General features: G+C 61.8%; 16 protein-coding genes. 12 read left to right on the plus strand and 4 right to left on the minus strand.

Annotated features, from left to right (window positions below; translation table 11 throughout):
• Positions 1-121: 121 nt before the first annotated feature.
• From RLCC275e_RS16760 to preA, 4 genes are all read left to right on the plus strand, one after another.
• Positions 122-1,117 (plus strand): sensor histidine kinase, encoded by a 996-nt coding sequence (locus RLCC275e_RS16760; RefSeq protein WP_171816909.1) that lies wholly within the window; start codon positions 122-124, stop codon positions 1,115-1,117.
• Between the two features lie 103 nt (positions 1,118-1,220).
• Positions 1,221-1,460 carry a hypothetical protein gene (locus RLCC275e_RS16765; protein WP_130707845.1) on the plus strand — a complete coding sequence of 80 codons (240 nt, stop codon included), beginning with the start codon at positions 1,221-1,223 and terminating at the stop codon, positions 1,458-1,460.
• 64 nt (positions 1,461-1,524) lie between these two features.
• Positions 1,525-2,886: an NAD(P)-dependent oxidoreductase gene (locus tag RLCC275e_RS16770; protein ID WP_033180006.1), complete on the plus strand. Its 1,362-nt coding sequence runs from the start codon at positions 1,525-1,527 to the stop codon at positions 2,884-2,886.
• Positions 2,887-2,901: 15 nt separating this feature from the next.
• Positions 2,902-4,215, plus strand: a complete 1,314-nt coding sequence (preA, locus tag RLCC275e_RS16775; protein ID WP_024319395.1) for an NAD-dependent dihydropyrimidine dehydrogenase subunit PreA — start codon at positions 2,902-2,904, stop codon at positions 4,213-4,215.
• A gap of 75 nt (positions 4,216-4,290) precedes the next feature.
• On the opposite strand, the gene ftrA is transcribed toward preA, so the two are convergent.
• Complete coding sequence (ftrA, locus tag RLCC275e_RS16780) at positions 4,291-5,292, minus strand: transcriptional regulator FtrA (RefSeq protein ID WP_033180005.1); 1,002 nt, start codon at positions 5,290-5,292, stop codon at positions 4,291-4,293.
• A gap of 69 nt (positions 5,293-5,361) precedes the next feature.
• Here ftrA and RLCC275e_RS16785 point away from each other — a divergent pair, with 69 nt between their 5' ends.
• Positions 5,362-5,772, plus strand: a complete 411-nt coding sequence (locus RLCC275e_RS16785) for a rhodanese-like domain-containing protein (RefSeq protein ID WP_033180004.1) — start codon at positions 5,362-5,364, stop codon at positions 5,770-5,772.
• 57 nt (positions 5,773-5,829) lie between these two features.
• Here the strand turns inward: RLCC275e_RS16785 and RLCC275e_RS16790 are convergent, their stop codons facing one another.
• On the minus strand, positions 5,830-6,852 hold the full coding sequence (locus tag RLCC275e_RS16790; protein WP_033180003.1) for a zinc-dependent alcohol dehydrogenase family protein: 1,023 nt from the start codon (positions 6,850-6,852) through the stop codon (positions 5,830-5,832).
• Positions 6,853-6,953: 101 nt separating this feature from the next.
• On the opposite strand from RLCC275e_RS16790, the gene RLCC275e_RS16795 reads away from it, so the two are divergent.
• The 3 genes from RLCC275e_RS16795 to RLCC275e_RS16805 all read left to right on the plus strand — a co-directional run bounded on the left by RLCC275e_RS16795 (position 6,954) and on the right by RLCC275e_RS16805 (position 11,092).
• A complete protein-coding gene (locus RLCC275e_RS16795) occupies positions 6,954-7,853 on the plus strand; it encodes a LysR family transcriptional regulator (protein WP_033180002.1) in 900 nt (299 codons plus the stop codon).
• A 138-nt stretch (positions 7,854-7,991) separates the two neighbouring features.
• Positions 7,992-8,528, plus strand: coding sequence for a biliverdin-producing heme oxygenase (locus RLCC275e_RS16800; protein WP_033180001.1), 537 nt, complete (start codon positions 7,992-7,994; stop codon positions 8,526-8,528).
• Positions 8,525-11,092 (plus strand): HWE histidine kinase domain-containing protein, encoded by a 2,568-nt coding sequence (locus tag RLCC275e_RS16805; RefSeq protein ID WP_033180000.1) that lies wholly within the window; start codon positions 8,525-8,527, stop codon positions 11,090-11,092. The genes RLCC275e_RS16800 and RLCC275e_RS16805 overlap by 4 nt, the downstream gene beginning before the upstream one ends.
• Positions 11,093-11,097: 5 nt before the next feature.
• Here RLCC275e_RS16805 and RLCC275e_RS16810 read toward each other — a convergent pair whose 3' ends face one another.
• Complete coding sequence (locus RLCC275e_RS16810; RefSeq protein ID WP_003561929.1) at positions 11,098-11,748, minus strand: TetR family transcriptional regulator C-terminal domain-containing protein; 651 nt, start codon at positions 11,746-11,748, stop codon at positions 11,098-11,100.
• Between the two features lie 302 nt (positions 11,749-12,050).
• Between RLCC275e_RS16810 and RLCC275e_RS16815 the strand changes: the two genes are divergently transcribed.
• From RLCC275e_RS16815 to hydA, 3 genes are read left to right on the plus strand one after another with little or no spacing between them, the layout of a single operon-like run.
• Positions 12,051-13,304 (plus strand): Zn-dependent hydrolase, encoded by a 1,254-nt coding sequence (locus RLCC275e_RS16815; protein WP_033179999.1) that lies wholly within the window; start codon positions 12,051-12,053, stop codon positions 13,302-13,304.
• On the plus strand, positions 13,304-13,909 hold the full coding sequence (locus tag RLCC275e_RS16820; protein WP_033179998.1) for a hypothetical protein: 606 nt from the start codon (positions 13,304-13,306) through the stop codon (positions 13,907-13,909). Before RLCC275e_RS16815 ends, RLCC275e_RS16820 begins: the two co-directional genes overlap by 1 nt.
• 34 nt (positions 13,910-13,943) lie before the next feature.
• Positions 13,944-15,398: a dihydropyrimidinase gene (hydA, locus tag RLCC275e_RS16825; RefSeq protein ID WP_033179997.1), complete on the plus strand. Its 1,455-nt coding sequence runs from the start codon at positions 13,944-13,946 to the stop codon at positions 15,396-15,398.
• 58 nt (positions 15,399-15,456) lie between these two features.
• Here hydA and RLCC275e_RS16830 read toward each other — a convergent pair whose 3' ends face one another.
• A complete protein-coding gene (locus tag RLCC275e_RS16830; protein WP_003542280.1) occupies positions 15,457-15,870 on the minus strand; it encodes a cupin domain-containing protein in 414 nt (137 codons plus the stop codon).
• A gap of 94 nt (positions 15,871-15,964) precedes the next feature.
• Between RLCC275e_RS16830 and RLCC275e_RS16835 the strand changes: the two genes are divergently transcribed.
• Positions 15,965-16,741: an ABC transporter ATP-binding protein gene (locus RLCC275e_RS16835; protein ID WP_003561933.1), complete on the plus strand. Its 777-nt coding sequence runs from the start codon at positions 15,965-15,967 to the stop codon at positions 16,739-16,741.
• Positions 16,742-16,900 lie beyond the last annotated feature (159 nt).

Genomic DNA, 16,900 nt, shown 5'->3' on the forward strand with positions numbered 1-16,900 from the left:
CTTTAACGGTTTTTTGCAGCGCTTTGTTCTAGAGTTGGCAGGCGGTGTCTGTAAGGGCGCTCCCTTCAGCGACGTTCAAGATGTCACAAGGAAAGGCGGCCGCGTGAATACGACTGAACCATTGTCCGGCATGCCATTCACCTTCGAAGGCAAAGCCGTAATGATGGAACGCGCGCTTGGCAGCGCCGGGATTTCGATCCTCTGCCAGGACGCCCGACTGTCTATCTTCTACGCCGAAAATCTGCCACCGCATTTCGCAGCGCTCTTTATGCCCGGCGGCAGCGACGCCGCCCTTTTCGGCGACGCCCATGGGCGATATCTGACGGCACTGAAACACAAGGTGCTGGAAACCGGCATCCCTAACAATGCCGAGGTTGAGATCGACGTTGACGGCGAAAGGCGCACGTATGAACTGAAGATCCAGCGCACCGGCGAACGCGGCGCACATGGACTTCTGTCCGTCATGACTGAAGTCACCGAAAGCCGGCATCGCGAAAAAGTTCTGAAATCTCTGCTGCGCGAACTCTCTCACCGCTCGAAGAACCTTCTCGCCATCATCCAGGGCATTGCCACGCAGACGGCGCGCAATACGCTCTCTCTCGACAGCTTCCTCCTCAAGTTCCGCGGACGGCTGCAATCGCTTTCCAATTCGCAGGACCTGATCACGGATTCGAGCTGGCGCGGCGCCTACCTCTTCGAACTCGCCGAAAAGCAGTTCGCCCCCTATTGGCCGGAGACGGCCGGCTCCATGCCGATCTATGGCATCAACGCTCACCTGACACCGAATGCCGCCGTGCACCTCGGGCTCGCCCTCCACGAACTCATCGTCAACTCCGCCTCCTTTGGCGCGATATCAGGCGGCGCCGCCTCCATCACGCTGAATTGCCGCGAAGCCATGATCAACGACAGGAAGGCGATCGAAGTCGCCTGGGCGGAAGTTCTGCATGATCAGTCGGAAGTCCACGAATTCAGCGACAACAGCTTCGGCCGCACAGTGCTGGAGCGTGTCGTGCCTTCGTCGGTCAACGGCAAGGCGGAGTTGAACCTCGTTCCCGGCCGAATTGAATATCGTCTGACCATTCCGGAAACCGAATTCGAGATCTTCAAGCGAGTGTGAAAGCCCTGGAGACAGCCCCGAACGAAAAACAGCCGGTGCGAGGGCGGCGCACCGGCTGTCTTCACTCACCGGGAGGGGACCGTGAGTACGTCCGGATAGTGGGTTGGGGGCGCGCATGTTGGGTCGATGCGATCACCATCCGGATATCGCATTAACGACGACATCAAACTTTGGTTCCCTGCCATCTAAAAAAAATTCGACTTTTTTGAATCTTTTTGCGGATGCCCTTGCCTCGTCGCGTGCTCAGCCATTTCACCGACGCAGGCAGAATAAATTCTTCCAGCAAAAACAGTGGATTACTTACGAAGCAGCCAAAGAAAATCGTCAAAATTTTACCGTTTGATAAATTTTTAAACCTGAGTTACGCTTTCCCTCACAGGCCGTTTACCAATAATGAGGGAACTTCAATGGAACGACTGGAAACGGGGATTCATGCCGGCCGGCTTTCGCCCGCCGAGTATGAGGCTAATTTTTCCGATCTTCATCCGCGCCTCGACAATCATGAGGCGCTGGTCGCCGCCGACCGCTGTTATTTCTGTTATGACGCGCCGTGCATGACGGCCTGTCCCACCTCGATCGACATTCCACTGTTCATCCGCCAGATTTCGACCGGCAATCCGATCGGCTCGGCAAAGACGATCTTCGACCAGAACATCCTCGGCGGCATGTGCGCCCGCGTCTGTCCCACCGAAGAACTCTGTGAACAGGCCTGCGTGCGCAACACGGCTGAAGAGCGGCCCGTTGAGATCGGCCGCCTGCAGCGTTACGCCACCGATGCCGCCATGCAGGCCGACAAGCAATTCTATGCCAGGGCCGAACCGACTGACAAGACGATCGCCGTCATCGGCGCCGGTCCTGCCGGCCTTGCCGCCGCCCATCGCCTAGCCGTCAAGGGCCATTCGGTCGTCATCTATGACGCCAAGGAAAAATCCGGCGGCCTCAACGAATACGGCATCGCCACCTACAAGACGGTCGACGACTTCGCCCAGAAGGAAGTCGATTACGTCCTCTCGATCGGCGGCATCAAGGTTCGGCATGGACAGCGTCTCGGCCACGATTTCTCGCTTTCCGATCTGCAGGCCCAATATGACGGCGTCTTCCTCGGTATCGGCCTTGCCGGCGTCAACGCGCTGCGCATCGAGGGCGAGAACCTCGCAGGCGTCGACGACGCCGTCGATTTCATCGCGGCACTCCGCCAGGCCGAAGACAAGAGCGAAATCGCCGTCGGCCGCCGCGTCGTCGTCCTTGGCGGCGGCATGACCGCGATCGACGCTGCCGTACAGGCAAAGCTGCTCGGCGCCGAGGAGGTGACGATCTGTTACCGCCGTGGCAAGGAGCACATGAACGCGTCGGAATTCGAGCAGGATCTGGCAAGCTCCAAGGGCGTCATCATTCGCCACTGGCTGGCGCCGAAATCGATCCTGTCGCAGGACGGCAAAGTCGCCGCCATCGAGGTGGAATATACGAGGATTGTCGAAGGCCGCCTGGTCGGCACCGGCGAAACCGGTGTCATTGCCGCCGACCAGATCTTCAAGGCGATCGGCCAGAGCTTCGACGCCTCTGGTCTCGGTTCGCTGCGCATGGAATCCGGCCGCATCGCTGTCGATGGCGAAGGCCATACCTCGCTCGACGGCGTCTGGGCCGGCGGCGACTGCGTCTTCGGCGGCGACGACCTCACGGTTTCCGCCGTCGCCCACGGTCGCGACGCGGCTGAATCCATCCATCGTGCCCTCGCCGCAGCAGCCGCTCCGGCTGTCGCGGTTGCTTGAAGGGGAGAATGAACAATGGCTGATCTCCGTAATAATTTCGTCGGTATCAAGTCCCCGAACCCGTTCTGGCTGGCGTCTGCGCCGCCGACCGACAAGGCATACAATGTCGAGCGCGCCTTCAAGGCCGGCTGGGGCGGCGTGGTCTGGAAGACGCTGGGCGAGGAAGGCCCGCCCGTCGTCAACGTCAACGGCCCACGCTACGGTGCGATCTGGGGCGCCGACCGCCGCCTGCTCGGTTTGAACAATATCGAGCTCATCACCGACCGCGACCTCTACACCAACCTGCGGGAAATGAAGCAGGTGAAGATGAACTGGCCGGATCGGGCGCTGATCGCCTCGATCATGGTTCCCTGCGAGGAAGAAGCCTGGAAGGCGATCCTACCCTTGGTCGAAGAGACCGGCGCCGACGGCATCGAGCTCAACTTCGGCTGTCCGCATGGCATGTCCGAGCGCGGCATGGGCTCCGCGGTCGGCCAGGTGCCTGAGTATATCGAGATGGTCGTGCGCTGGTGCAAGCAGTATACCCGCATGCCTGTCATCACCAAACTGACCCCCAACATTAGCGATATCCGCCGTCCCGCCCGTGCCGCCAAGGCCGGCGGCACCGATGCCGTCTCGCTGATCAACACGATCAATTCGATCGTCTCCGTCGATCTCGACAACTTCGCCCCCAACCCGACGGTCGGCGGCAAGGGCAGCCATGGCGGTTATTGCGGCCCGGCGGTAAAGCCGATCGCGCTCAACATGGTGGCCGAGATCGCCCGCGATCCGGAAACCTACGGCCTGCCGATCTCGGGCATCGGCGGCATCACCACCTGGCGCGACGCGGCCGAATTCCTCGTGCTCGGCGCCGGCAACGTCCAGGTCTGCACGGCGGCGATGACATACGGCTTCAAGATCGTCCAGGAGATGATCACTGGCCTCTCCGACTGGATGGACGAAAAAGGCCACCGCAGCCTCGACGACATTACCGGCCGCGCCGTGCCCAACGTCACCGACTGGCAATATCTCAACCTCAACTATATCGCCAAGGCGAAGATCGACCAGGACGCCTGCATCAAATGCGGCCGCTGCTACATCGCCTGCGAGGATACTTCGCACCAGGCGATCACCAACTTCGTCGATGGCGCGCGTCATTTCGAGGTGATGGACGAGGAATGCGTCGGCTGCAATCTCTGCGTCAGTGTCTGTCCGGTCGAGAACTGCATCACCATGGAGCAGCTTCCCGCCGGCGCCCTCGACAAGCGCACCGGCCGCGTCGTCGACCCGAACTATGCCAACTGGACCACGCACCCGAACAATCCGATGGCGCGCCAGGCGGCGGAGTAAGGATCTGCAACGCCGCGGGAAGATCGATCCGCGGCGTTGCGATCTTGCCAGCCACGTTCGAAGCACCTGGCCAGTCTAACCGCCGAATGACTTCCGATAGGCACTCGGGCTCGTCCCGAGCCTCCTGCGGAAATGATGGCGCATCGTCGCCAGCGTTCCAAAGCCGCTGGCGGCGGCGATGTCATCGAGCGAAACAGCAAGTTCCTTCTCCAGCAGATCGCGGGCATGCCGCAGCCGCTCCTTCAGCAGCCATTCGCCGACGCTGAGGCCCGTCGTCGCTTCGAAGCGCCGCTGGAAGGTGCGCATGCTCATGCCCGCTCTTTTCGCAAGCTGGCTGATCGGCTGCTCCTCAGAAAGGCTTTCGCGCATCCATTCGATCAGCGGCCCCAGGCGGATGCCCTCGCGTTCCTCGGGAACAGGCGCGTGAATGAACTGCGCCTGTCCGCCTTCGCGGTGCGGCGGCACGACGAGGCGGCGGGCGACGCTGTTTGCGGCTTCCGAACCGAAATCGCCGCGCACCACATGCAGGCAGAGATCGATGCCGGCCGCACTGCCCGCCGCCGTCAGCAGGCTGCCTTCGTCCATGTAGAGAACGTCGGCATCGAGCGTGATGTCGGGATAACGTGCGGCGATCGAGACGACATAGCGCCAATGTGTCGTCGCCCTGCGGTTGGCAAGCAGCCCCGATCCGGCAAGAACCGCAACGCCGGAGCAGAGCGACATGATGCGCGCGCCGCGTTGATGCGCTGCCCTGAGCGCTGAAACCAACGGCTCGGGAACGGCCGCATCGATCGACCGCCAACCCGGCACGACGATCAGGTCCGCTTCGTCAAGCACTTCCAGTCCCTTGTCAACTGCGACCGTCAGCCCTCCCGCAGCGCGAAGCGGACCCGGTTCGATGCCGCAGACCGAGAAGCGATACCAGCCTTCGCCCATCTCCGGGCGTGGCAGGCCGAAGACCTCGTAGGCGATGCCGAATTCGAAGGTGCAGAGCCCATCATAGGCAAGCGCGGCGACCAGCGGTCCTTTGCTCTGCTGCGGCGATGAGTTTGGCATGATCTTTACGCTGTCGGTCATGTTGGCCAATTTCGCACAGCTTTAGCATCGGCGATACCAGGCGGCAACTTCAGAAAAAAGGAAAGACCGATGCCAAGTCCCGTTTCCCAAATACCTGCTGCGGCTCCGGATGCCGCTGTCGCTCACTTTGCCGCCAAGCTCGCTTTCGAAACCGATTGCTCGGACGTGCATGCCGCCTTTGTGGCCGGCAAAGTCGATTTCGTTCTCCTCGACGTGCGCTCGCCGCAGCTCTTCACAGAGTCCCATATTCCAGGAGCGATCAACCTGCCGCACGGCAAGATGACGGCGCACCGTATGTCGACATGGGCAAGCGATATGCTGTTCGTCGTCTATTGCGCCGGCCCGCACTGCAACGGCGCCGACAAGGCTGCCTTCCGCCTCGCCAGTCTCGGCCTCCAGGCCAAGCTGTTGATCGGCGGCATGACCGGCTGGGCCGATGAAGGCTTCGCCTTCGAGCAGGGCGTCCCCGCTGCCGCCTGAACGGCCCCCGTCTCCCCCTTACAATTATACGGCGGGGAGACGGGAAATTCGCCGCCGTCAGAACTCGACGACCACCTTGCCGAAGGGCCCGCGATAGAGATGATCGAGCGCCTCAGGGAATTCGTCGAAGGCATAACGCTTGTCGATCACAGGCTTCAGCCCGGTCTGGTCGATTGCCCGCACGAAGTCCTCCAGCGCACGGCGATGGCCGACGGATATGCCCTGCACAACCGGCGCCTTGAGCAGCAGCGGGCCGGCCGGGCCGGAAACCTCGAACCCCTCGAACACGCCGATCACGGAAATGCGACCATTGATCGCCACCGCCTTCAGCGCCTGACCGAGATGCGGGCCGCCGACGATCTCGAGCACGTGATCGGCGCCATAGCCGCCGGTCAACTGATAGAGTTGCTCCACCCAGTCGCCCTCATGGCGGTTGATCGCGTGATCGGCGCCCAGCGCAGCCGCGCGGCCGAGCTTCTCGGCGCTGCCTGACGTGATGAAGACCTCCGCACCATGCGCCTTGGCGATCTGCAGACCGAAGAGCGCCACGCCGCCGGTGCCTTGCACCAGCACCTTGTCGCCGGCCTTCAGACCGCCGCGTTCGATCAGGGCGAACCAGGCAGTCAGCCCGGCACAGGGCAAGGTGCTCGCCTGCGCCGCATCGAGCGTATCAGGCGCGTGTGAATACCACTCCTCGGACAGCACGGTGTATTGGGAGAGGACGCCGGGATAAAAGCCGCCGCGCGTCTTGTAAGGTGGCGTGCGCGCATCACCCAAGCCGCGTCCGTCGATCCAGTCGGGAGAAAAGGTCGAAATGACCCGATCGCCCGGCCTGAACCGGCTGACCTCAGGCCCGACTGCTTCGACGACCCCAGCCATGTCGGAAGCCGGCACGAAGGGAAATTGCAGCGGCAACCCCATGCCGCTCTCCATCACCAACCGATCGCGGAAATTGAGCGAGACGGCTTCCGTCCGGACCAGAATCCTGTTTCCCGAAACCGGTTCGAGCTTCCGCTCGCCGATCGTCAGCTGGCGCTCCGGTCCAACCGCGTCGATCTGCCATTGCCGTGTTGTCTGCATTGTCTTGCTCCTTGTTCCTTGCAGGGATGACAAGGATATCGTTGAATATTTCGCACCAGTTGCGATATTAATTCTCCAGAATGGTTCCAAAGAGGAAACAAATGGAACAGCTGAAGGGTATCTCGATCTTTGTCGAAGCCGTCGAGGCAGGTGGCTTTTCGGCTGCCGCCGAACGGCTCCATCTCACGCGTTCGGCGGTCGGCAAGACGATCGCACGTCTTGAACAGCGTCTCGGCGTGCGCCTCTTCAACCGTACGACACGCATGCAGAGCCTCACCGAGGAAGGCCGCTTCTTCTACGAGCGCTGCCTGCGGGCGGTTGAGGAAATCCGCCTCGGGGAAGCCATGCTGGAATCCGGCCGGCGTGACGTGCGCGGCCGCCTGCGCATCTCGATGCCGGTGCTTTTCGGCCGCCACTGCATCGCGCCGATCCTGGCACGCCTGCTCGATGAACATCCGAACCTCGAACTCGACCTTTCCTTCAACGACCGTATCGTCGACCTGCTGGAGGACGGGTTCGATCTTGTCATCCGCAACGGGCCGCTGAAGGACAATCCGGATCTGATGGCCCGCGCGATCGCCCGACAACGCATGACCGTCTGCGCATCGCCCGCCTATCTGGAAAAACATGGCGCGCCGCAAACGGTGTTCGATATTCCGCAGCATGAAGGCATCGTCTACAGGCGGGGCGATGACGACAAAGGTTGGATCTTTCCGACTGCAACCGATCCCGGGCGGCGGATGCCGCCAAAGGCGCGACTGCGGCTCGACGACCTCGCTTCGATTTCCGATGCGGCCGTCGCCGGACGCGGTCTTGCCTGGCTCCCCTGCTGGCTGGTCCGCGAGGAGGTGCTTGCAGGCCGGCTCATTCAGGTGCTGAAGCAGGAACCGGCCAATGTCTTCGATGCTCATGCCGTTTGGCTGCGCTCCCCGGTCATGCTGCCGAAGGTGCGGCTCGCGATCGATACGCTCGCCGCCGGACTGCCGGCAATGATGGGCTGAAGCGATCGCCGCGCATCGAGCGACGAGAAACCCATGTTATTCCTGGGCGTTTCTCTGGAAATAACCCGATGCCGCAGTATATCCGCTAGTTCGTCGTCTCTTTAGGGCGACCGCCATATCACTCGGAAAAACGTCAGCATGTCACTTCGCAGCGCCCTCCGCGCACAAACTGCAGATTGCCACGCCGCGGTCGACACCCTCTTCGGCAGTTTCAACCTCTCACGCACCCAGGATTATAAGGCTTTCTTGCGCGCGCATGCGCGGGTCGTACCGGCTATCGAACATGCGCTTGAGAATGGAGGAATCGGCCGTCTGCTGCCGGACTGGCCGGACCGAAGGCGCGCACATCTATTGGCTGCCGACATAAGGGAACTCGATGATCGATTGCCGGTGCTGCTTCCGCAACCGGTATTGCGCTGCGAAGCAGCGGTCTGGGGTGCCGCCTATGTTCTTGAAGGCTCCAAGCTCGGCGGCGCGCTGCTCGCCAAGGCTGTGCCCGACCACTTGCCCAACAGCTATCTGAAGCCGCAAGGCCCGAAGGGCGCCATGCGGCTTTTCATGGATCGTCTTGACGCGAGCAAGGTGGAGGATCCCCATGCGGCGGTCGCCGCCGCCCGCGATATTTTCGATCTCTTCCTCAAAGCCGGGGAAGTCGAACTGGAAGCCGTCCCATGAGCGGCACGCACGAACCGGTCGATCTCACCAATTGCGACCGTGAGCCGATCCACCAGCTCGGCTCGGTCCAGCCCTTCGGCTTTCTGTTGGCGGTATCCTCAGACTGGATCGTCATGCGCGCCTCCGCAAATCTGGCGGAGTTTCTCGGAGTGACAGAGGTCAACGCGATCGGCCGTCCTGTTCTCTCTCTGATTACACCCGAAGCACTCCACACAATCCGCAACAAGCTTACCACGTTGCGCGGTTCGGACGTCGTCGAGCGCATTTTCGGCATTGCCCTGATGCACGATCAAAACAGGTTCGACCTTGCCGTGCACCTGAACGGAGGTCAGGTCATCATCGAAGGCGAGCGCTGCCAGGAAGACAGGCACGACGCCGCGTCACTCTCGATGCGCAGCATGATGTCCCGCCTCGACCACACGGAAACACTGGAAGCTTTCTTCCGTGAGGGTGCAAGACAGGCGCGCGCGCTCACCGGTTTCGATCGGGTCATGGTCTATCGTTTCGACGAAAGCGGTTCCGGCGAGGTCGTGGCGGAAGCCGCCCGGGCCGGCATCGGATCGTTCCTCGGGCTGCACTATCCGGCTTCCGACATTCCGGTACAGGCGCGCGCCCTTTATCTGCGCAACCTGTTCCGTATCATTGCTGATGTCGACGCCGTCCCGGTCCCGATCCTGCCGCCGCTCGATGAGCACGGTCAGCCGCTTGACCTCTCCATGTCGGTCTTGCGTTCGATCTCGCCGATACACATCGAATATTTGAAAAACATGGGCGTTGGCGCTTCGCTCTCCATATCGATCGTTGTCGACGGTAGGCTCTGGGGCCTGTTTGCCTGCCATCATTACGGCCCGCGGCTGCCTTCGGCCCAAAGCCGCTCTACTGCCGAACTCTTCGGCCAGATGTTTGCGTCGCGCCTTGAAAGCCGCGAACGGCGACTGGCTCTCGACTACGAGACCAAGGCGCGGCGCATTGCCGACCGGCTTCTCACCTCCGTCGCAGACAATGCGAGCCTGCTCGACGATCCGGCCTGGCTGATCGAGGCGCTCGCCGACGCCATTCCTGCCGACGGGATCGGCGTCTGGATCAACGGCCGGCTGGCACTTGCCGGCATCGGGCCGGATGAGAGAAGTTTCGCAGCCCTCGTCCGTCACCTCAACCGCAACGCCGCCGGCCGCATCTATGCCGTGGACAGGCTCGCGGAAGCCTATCCGGATCTTGAGGTCGACGATGCGGTGGCAGGCATGCTCGCCATCCCGATCTCGCGTTCGCCGCGCGATTATGTCGTGCTTTTCCGTCAGGAATTGGTGCGAACAGTTCGCTGGGGCGGCGATCCCCACAAGCCGGTGGAATACGGTCCGAATGGCCCGCGGCTGACGCCGCGCAAGAGTTTCGAAGCCTGGTCGGAACTGGTGCGCGGCCGCTCCCTCCCCTTCACCGAGGCCGAGCGCCGTGTCGCCGAAACGATCCGCGTCACATTGATCGAGGTGGTGTTGCGCCTCACCGACGAGGTCAGCATGGCGCGCCAGACGGCAAACGAGCGCCAGGAACTGCTGATCGCCGAGCTGAACCACCGCGTCCGCAACATACTGAGCCTTATCACCGGCATCATCCGGCAGTCGCAGGCAACGTCGGTCGGCCTTGGCGACTACATCCGCCAGCTCGAGGGCCGCATCCAGTCGCTCGCCCGCGCCCATGACCAGATCACCCGCGATCACTGGGCGCCCGCTTCGCTCCGGCAATTGCTGCTGGCAGAGACCGCCGCCTATCTCGGGAAAAATGCGCAACGCATCCAGATGGGCGGCGAGGACGTGCTGCTGGAACCGCAGGCCTTTTCCACCGCCGCCCTTGTCTTCCACGAGCTGATGACCAACAGCGCCAAATATGGCAGCCTTTCCGGCACCGGCAGCGGCACGGTCCAACTTGGCTGGCACCGCGACGACGAGGGCAATCTGCGTATCGGCTGGCGCGAAAAGCATGGTCCGCCCGTCGTCGAACCCAAACGCCACGGCTTCGGTTCGACCATCATCCGCCGCTCGATCCCCTATGACCTCGGCGGCAAGGCGGAGGTCCGCTACCTCAGGGATGGGCTCGAGGCGGATTTCTGCATTCCGGCGCGACATGTCGTCGGCCCGGCGAGCGAACGGTCAAATCCGGCTCCGGTCGGAACGACCGAACCCAGGACCAATCCCGACGATCAGCCGCTCTCCGGCCTGAACGTGCTGTTGGTGGAAAACAATCTGATCATCGCCATGGATGGGGAGGACATCCTGCGCCGCCTGGGCGCCGACGTCGCTACGGCGCCAAGTGTCACTGAGGCGATCGAAATTCTGGCAGGCCAGTCCTTCGATCTGGCGCTTCTCGATGTCAATCTTGGCGATGAGACGAGTTTCGGAATTGCCGACCGGCTGGCAGCCGAAGGCGTGCCCTTCGTTTTTGCCACGGGCTATGGGGAGGGCATCGCTCAGGCAAACAGCCACTCGGACGCGCCCGTGCTACAGAAACCTTATACGATGGAAGGCGTGACGAATATTCTTGCCCGGGTGCCGCTTCGCAGGAGCGGGTAAAACCCTCACCCTCCGAGAGGATCCGGTCGCAGCCCGCCGATGAAGAGCTGTTCCAGAAACCGCGCCGCATCCTCGAAGCGCCCTTCGCCCGAATGTTCCTGCCCCAGCACGGCACGCACCTGAACGTCGAAATCGGCGTAATGCTGCGTCGTCGACCAGATGGAGAAGATCAGGTGGTAGGGATCGCATTTGACGATCTTGCCTGATTTCGCCCAGGCCCGGATGACCTCCGCCTTCTCGTCGACCAGTTCCTTCAGCGGCCCCTTCAACTCGTCCTCGATATGCGGCGCACCCTGCAGCACCTCATTGGCGAAGAGCCGGCTCTCGCGGGGAAAATCGCGGGCCATCTCCAGCTTGCGGCGGATGTAGCTGCGGATTTCCGACTCCGGATTGCCCTCGGCGTTAAAGGCCCGCAACGGCTCCAGCCAGGTGTAGAGCACCCGGTCGATCAGTGCCCGGTGCATGGCTTCCTTGGTGCGGAAATAATAGAGCAGGTTGGGTTTCGACATGCCGGCCACTTCGGCGATCTGGTCGATGGTCGAACCGCGAAAGCCGCTTGCCGAAAACACGTCGAGGGCCGCTTCCAGGATCTGCTCTTCCTTCTCCTCCTGGATTCGCGTCCGCCTCAGGGTTTTCGCTGCTCTCGGTATGGTCACAGGCTGTTATTTCCCCTTGAAATTCAACTTCTTCGCTCAAGTTTAGACCGGAAACGTTCCCCGCCCCTTTCTTGAGCAACTGCCCGTATTTTTATCGGCAATTTTCGTGTTTTTCGTCTTGAGCCCGGCGGTGGAAGTTGTAATGTTTACCAATCGGTCAAATTATCCGCCAGATGCAAAACAAAGGCAACTGACGATTTTCCGGCGCTCGACAAAACCAATAAGGGAGCGCAGGAAAGGACCACGGGAACAGGCGGGCATGCCCTTTGCATGACTGCCGCAAACAGGTGAGGGCATACAAAATGGTGGCAGCACCAGGCGAGAACATGCGCGTCAATGGCGACCGTCTCTGGGACAGCCTCATGGACATGGCGAAGATCGGCCCCGGCATCGCGGGCGGCAACAATCGCCAGACACTGACGGATGCCGATGCGCAGGGCCGCAGCCTTTTCAAAAAATGGTGTGACGATGCCGGATTGACCATGGGTGTCGACCGCATGGGCACGATGTTCGCCACCCGCCCCGGCACCGATCCCGATGCCCTGCCCGTCTATGTCGGCTCGCATCTCGACACCCAGCCGACCGGCGGCAAATATGACGGCGTGCTCGGCGTCCTTGCAGCTCTCGAAGTCGTGCGCACGATGAACGATCTCGGCATCAAGACCAAACATCCAATCGTCGTTACCAATTGGACGAATGAGGAAGGCGCGCGTTTTGCCCCTGCCATGCTGGCGTCAGGCGTCTTCGCCGGCGTGCACAGCCTGGACTTTGCCTATAATCGCAGGGACCCCGAGGGCAATCTGTTCGGCGACGAACTGAAGCGCATCGGCTGGGTCGGCGACGAAGAGGTCGGCGCTCGCAAGATGCACGCCTATTTCGAATATCACATCGAGCAGGGGCCGATTCTCGAAGCCGAGGAAAAGCAGATCGGCGTCGTCACCCATTGCCAGGGCCTCTGGTGGCTGGAATTCACGCTGACCGGCAAGGAAGCCCATACCGGTTCGACGCCGATGAACCTGCGCGTCAATGCCGGCCTCGCCATGGCCCGCATCCTGGAGATGGTCCAGGGCGTGGCGATGGGCGAACAGCCGGGCGCCGTCGGCGGCGTCGGCCAGGTATTCTTCTCGCCAAACTCCCGCAATGTGCTGCCCGGCAAGGTGGTCTTCACCGTCGACATCCGCTCGCCCGACAAGGAGAAGCTCGACCGCATGCGGGCAAAGATCGAGGCGAAAGCGCCTGAGATCACCGATGCACTCGGTGTCGGCTGTTCCATCGAGGCGATCGGCCATTTCGAGCCGATCACCTTCGATCCGAAATTGGTCACGTCGGTGCGCGACGCCGCCGAGCGGCTCGGCTACAGCCACATGAACATCATCTCCGGCGCCGGCCACGACGCCTGCTGGGCCGCCCAGGTCGCCCCCGCGACGATGGTCATGTGCCCTTGCGTCGGCGGGCTTTCGCACAATGAGGCGGAAGAGATCTCCAAGGAGTGGGCGACGGCCGGAGCCGATGTGCTGTTTCATGCGGTAGTGGAAACGGCGGAGATTGTGGTGTGATGGCGCCAGACCTGCCAACGACTTATCTCGATTATGCTGATATCTTTAAGTTCGAAACTCAGCGAACAGCCGACGACCTTGCATGGGCTAATGCCAATGCGACGCCGGTGAACGAAGGTCCGTGGGACGATATACCCGGCGTGCAGATCTTCTACATTGGCATCAACACGGCAGGCGAGCGGATCAAGCTTCCGCAAATATCGAGCTTTTGGCGCTATAAACCTTCTAGCATTCAGCTGGCCGATCCAGATGACCGGGACTCGCCCCACCAAACCTATTATGTCACTGGGCGGCCTGGCTCCATTGATATCGTTCGGATCGAACTCGGTCCTTCCATGCCCGGCATACTGATCGAACGTCCCAAGGGCAGCCAACCCGTACAATCAACCGGGCTGATCGACGGCAAGGATTTTTACTTTCGCGAAAGCGATGGTTTTTGGTCTTTGTCTGTCGGTGGCATCGACGTCGTTGAACAGCCCGACTGGTATTGCGAGGAAAAGCACGACAAGCCGGATGAGTTGAGTGAGGAGGCCGTCTACAGCCTTATCGCCAAGGGTGCGGCGCTCTTTAGAAACGGCACGCCCACGATGGCAGTGGAGCCGTAAGACAATAAGACCGCTGGGAAAAGGAACAGCAGCCATGACCACAGTCATCAAGAACGGCACCATCGTCACCGCCGACCTGACCTATAAGGCGGATGTCAAAATCGACGGCGGCAAGATCGTAGAGATTGGTCCGAACCTCTCCGGCGACGAAACACTCGACGCCTCCGGCTGTTATATCATGCCCGGCGGCATCGATCCGCACACCCATCTCGAAATGCCCTTCATGGGCACTTACTCCTCCGACGATTTCGAGAGCGGCACGCGCGCCGCCCTTTCCGGCGGCACGACCATGGTGGTCGATTTCGCCCTGCCCGCCCCCGGCCAGTCGCTGCTCGAGGCGCTGACCATGTGGGACAACAAATCGACCCGCGCCAACTGCGATTATTCCTTCCACATGGCGGTCACCTGGTGGAGCGAGCAGGTCTTCAAGGAGATGGAGACCATCGTCCGCGACAAGGGCATCAACACCTTCAAACACTTCATGGCCTACAAGGGCGCGCTGATGGTGGACGATGACGAGATGTTCGCGTCGTTCCAACGCTGCGCCGAACTCGGCGCCCTGCCGCTGGTGCACGCTGAAAACGGCGACGTCGTCGCCTCGATGTCGTCAAAGCTGCTGGCCGAGGGCAATAACGGCCCCGAGGCGCATGCCTATTCCCGGCCCGCCGAAGTGGAAGGTGAGGCCACCAACCGCGCCATCATGATCGCCGACATGGCCGGCTGCCCGGTCTATATCGTCCACACCTCCTGCGAACAGGCGCACGAGGCGATCCGCCGCGCCCGCGCCAAAGGCATGCGCGTCTATGGCGAACCGCTGATCCAGCACCTGACGCTCGACGAGAGCGAATATTCCAACCCCGACTGGGATCATGCGGCCCGCCGGGTGATGTCGCCGCCCTTCCGCAACAAACAGCATCAGGATTCACTCTGGGCAGGGCTTGCCTCCGGTTCGCTGCAGGTGGTCGCCACCGATCATTGCGCCTTCACCACGGCGCAGAAGCGCTTCGGCGTCGGCGATTTCACCAAGATCCCGAACGGCACCGGCGGCCTCGAAGACCGCATGCCGATGCTCTGGACGCATGGCGTCAACACTGGCCGACTGACGATGAACGAATTCGTCGCCGTCACCTCGACCAACATCGCCAAGATCCTCAACATCTATCCGAAGAAGGGCGCGATCCTTGTCGGCGCCGATGCCGACATCGTCGTCTGGGACCCGCAACGTTCCAAGACCATCTCGTCCAAGGCCCAGCAGTCGGCGATCGACTACAACGTCTTCGAAGGCAAGGAAGTGACCGGCCTGCCGCGCTATACGCTGACGCGCGGCGTTGTCGCGATCGAGGAAAACACCATCAAGACCCGCGAGGGTCACGGCGAATTTGTCAGGCGCGAGCCGGTCACGGCTGTCAGCAAGGCGCTTTCCCAGTGGAAGGACATCACCGCGCCGCGCAAGGTGACGCGTAGCGGCATTCCGGCAAGCGGCGTATGACGATGGCGCAAGACGATACGGCCATCAACCGGGGACCGCTGCCTCTATGCCGATAACCTCACGCCGGCACCAAAGCGTCCAACTCCGGCAGAAGCACGACGCTTTCCTGCTCGTTCGGATCGGTGCGGGCGATGATCGCCGTGCACGGCGTGCTGCTGAGGTTTGCCGGCAGGTGTGGCACGCCGGCCGGGATATAGAAAAGTTCGCCGGCATGGACGATGACGTGATGCTCCAGCCGGTCTCCGTACCAGGTATGGGCCTCGCCGGAGAGCATGTAGATCGCCGTCTCGTGCGCCTCGTGCAGATGCGCCTTGGCGCGTACACCCGGCGGGATTGTCAGGAGGTGCATGCAGATGCCCTTGGCGCCGACCGTCTCGGCCGCGACCCCCTGGAAATAGCTGAGCCCCTGCTTGCCGTCATAGGCATGATTGGGGCGAACGATGTGGCAGGTGGGCTTTGATGTCACGTCCATCCTCATCCTCCATGGAGTGTGTCGTCGATAAAACCGGCGATATTGATAGCACGCAAACCGCGTTCCCGCGGCGAAAACAAGACTGGTCGCATTGATGCAAGCACCCTCCGTCGTATCCGCCAAGGATCTCTGTCTCACTTACCAGGCGAATGACGGCCCGGTGCGTGCACTGAGCAATGTCAATCTCGATGTCCGCAAGGGCGATTTCGTCTCTTTCATCGGTCCCTCGGGCTGCGGCAAGACCACTTTCCTGCGTGTCATCGCCGATCTCGAGAAGAGCACCTCAGGCGAGATCTCGATCAACGGCATGACACCGGAAGAGGCTCGCAAGGCCCGCGCCTACGGCTATGTCTTCCAGGCGCCAGCGCTCTATCCCTGGCGCACCATCGAAAACAACATCGCCCTGCCCTTGGAGATCATGGGCTATTCCGGCGCCGAGCGGACGCGGCGCATCGCCGAAGCGCTCGATCTCGTCAGTCTTTCGGGCTTCGAGAAGAAATTCCCCTGGCAGCTTTCCGGCGGCATGCAGCAGCGCGCCTCGATCGCCCGTGCGCTCGCCTTCGACGCCGACCTGCTGCTGATGGATGAGCCCTTCGGCGCCCTGGACGAGATCGTCCGCGACCATCTGAACGAAGAGCTGCTGAAACTCTGGACCCGCACCAACAAGACGATCTGCTTCGTCACCCACTCCATCCCCGAGGCGGTCTACCTCTCGACCAAGATCGTGGTGATGTCTCCGCGCCCGGGTCGCGTGACCGATGTGATCGACTCGACCCTGCCGGCCGAACGCCCGCTCGACATCCGCGAAACCCCCGAGTTCCTGGAGATTGCCCATCGCGTCCGCGAAGGGCTGAGGACTGGGCACGCATGAGGAGCGGGAGCGTGCGCCCTGGGACCACCCCCCTTTGCCCTGCCGGGCATCTCCCCCACAAGGGTGGAGATCGATATGCCGCGCCGGCTTCCCCAAACAAGGATCGCCGTTCCGTTCGCTGCAGAGCTAACAAGGAGCGAGGCGCTACCCTCCTGCCGA

Source organism: Rhizobium brockwellii (assembly GCF_000769405.2).
GTDB classification, from domain to species: Bacteria; Pseudomonadota; Alphaproteobacteria; order Rhizobiales; family Rhizobiaceae; genus Rhizobium; species Rhizobium brockwellii.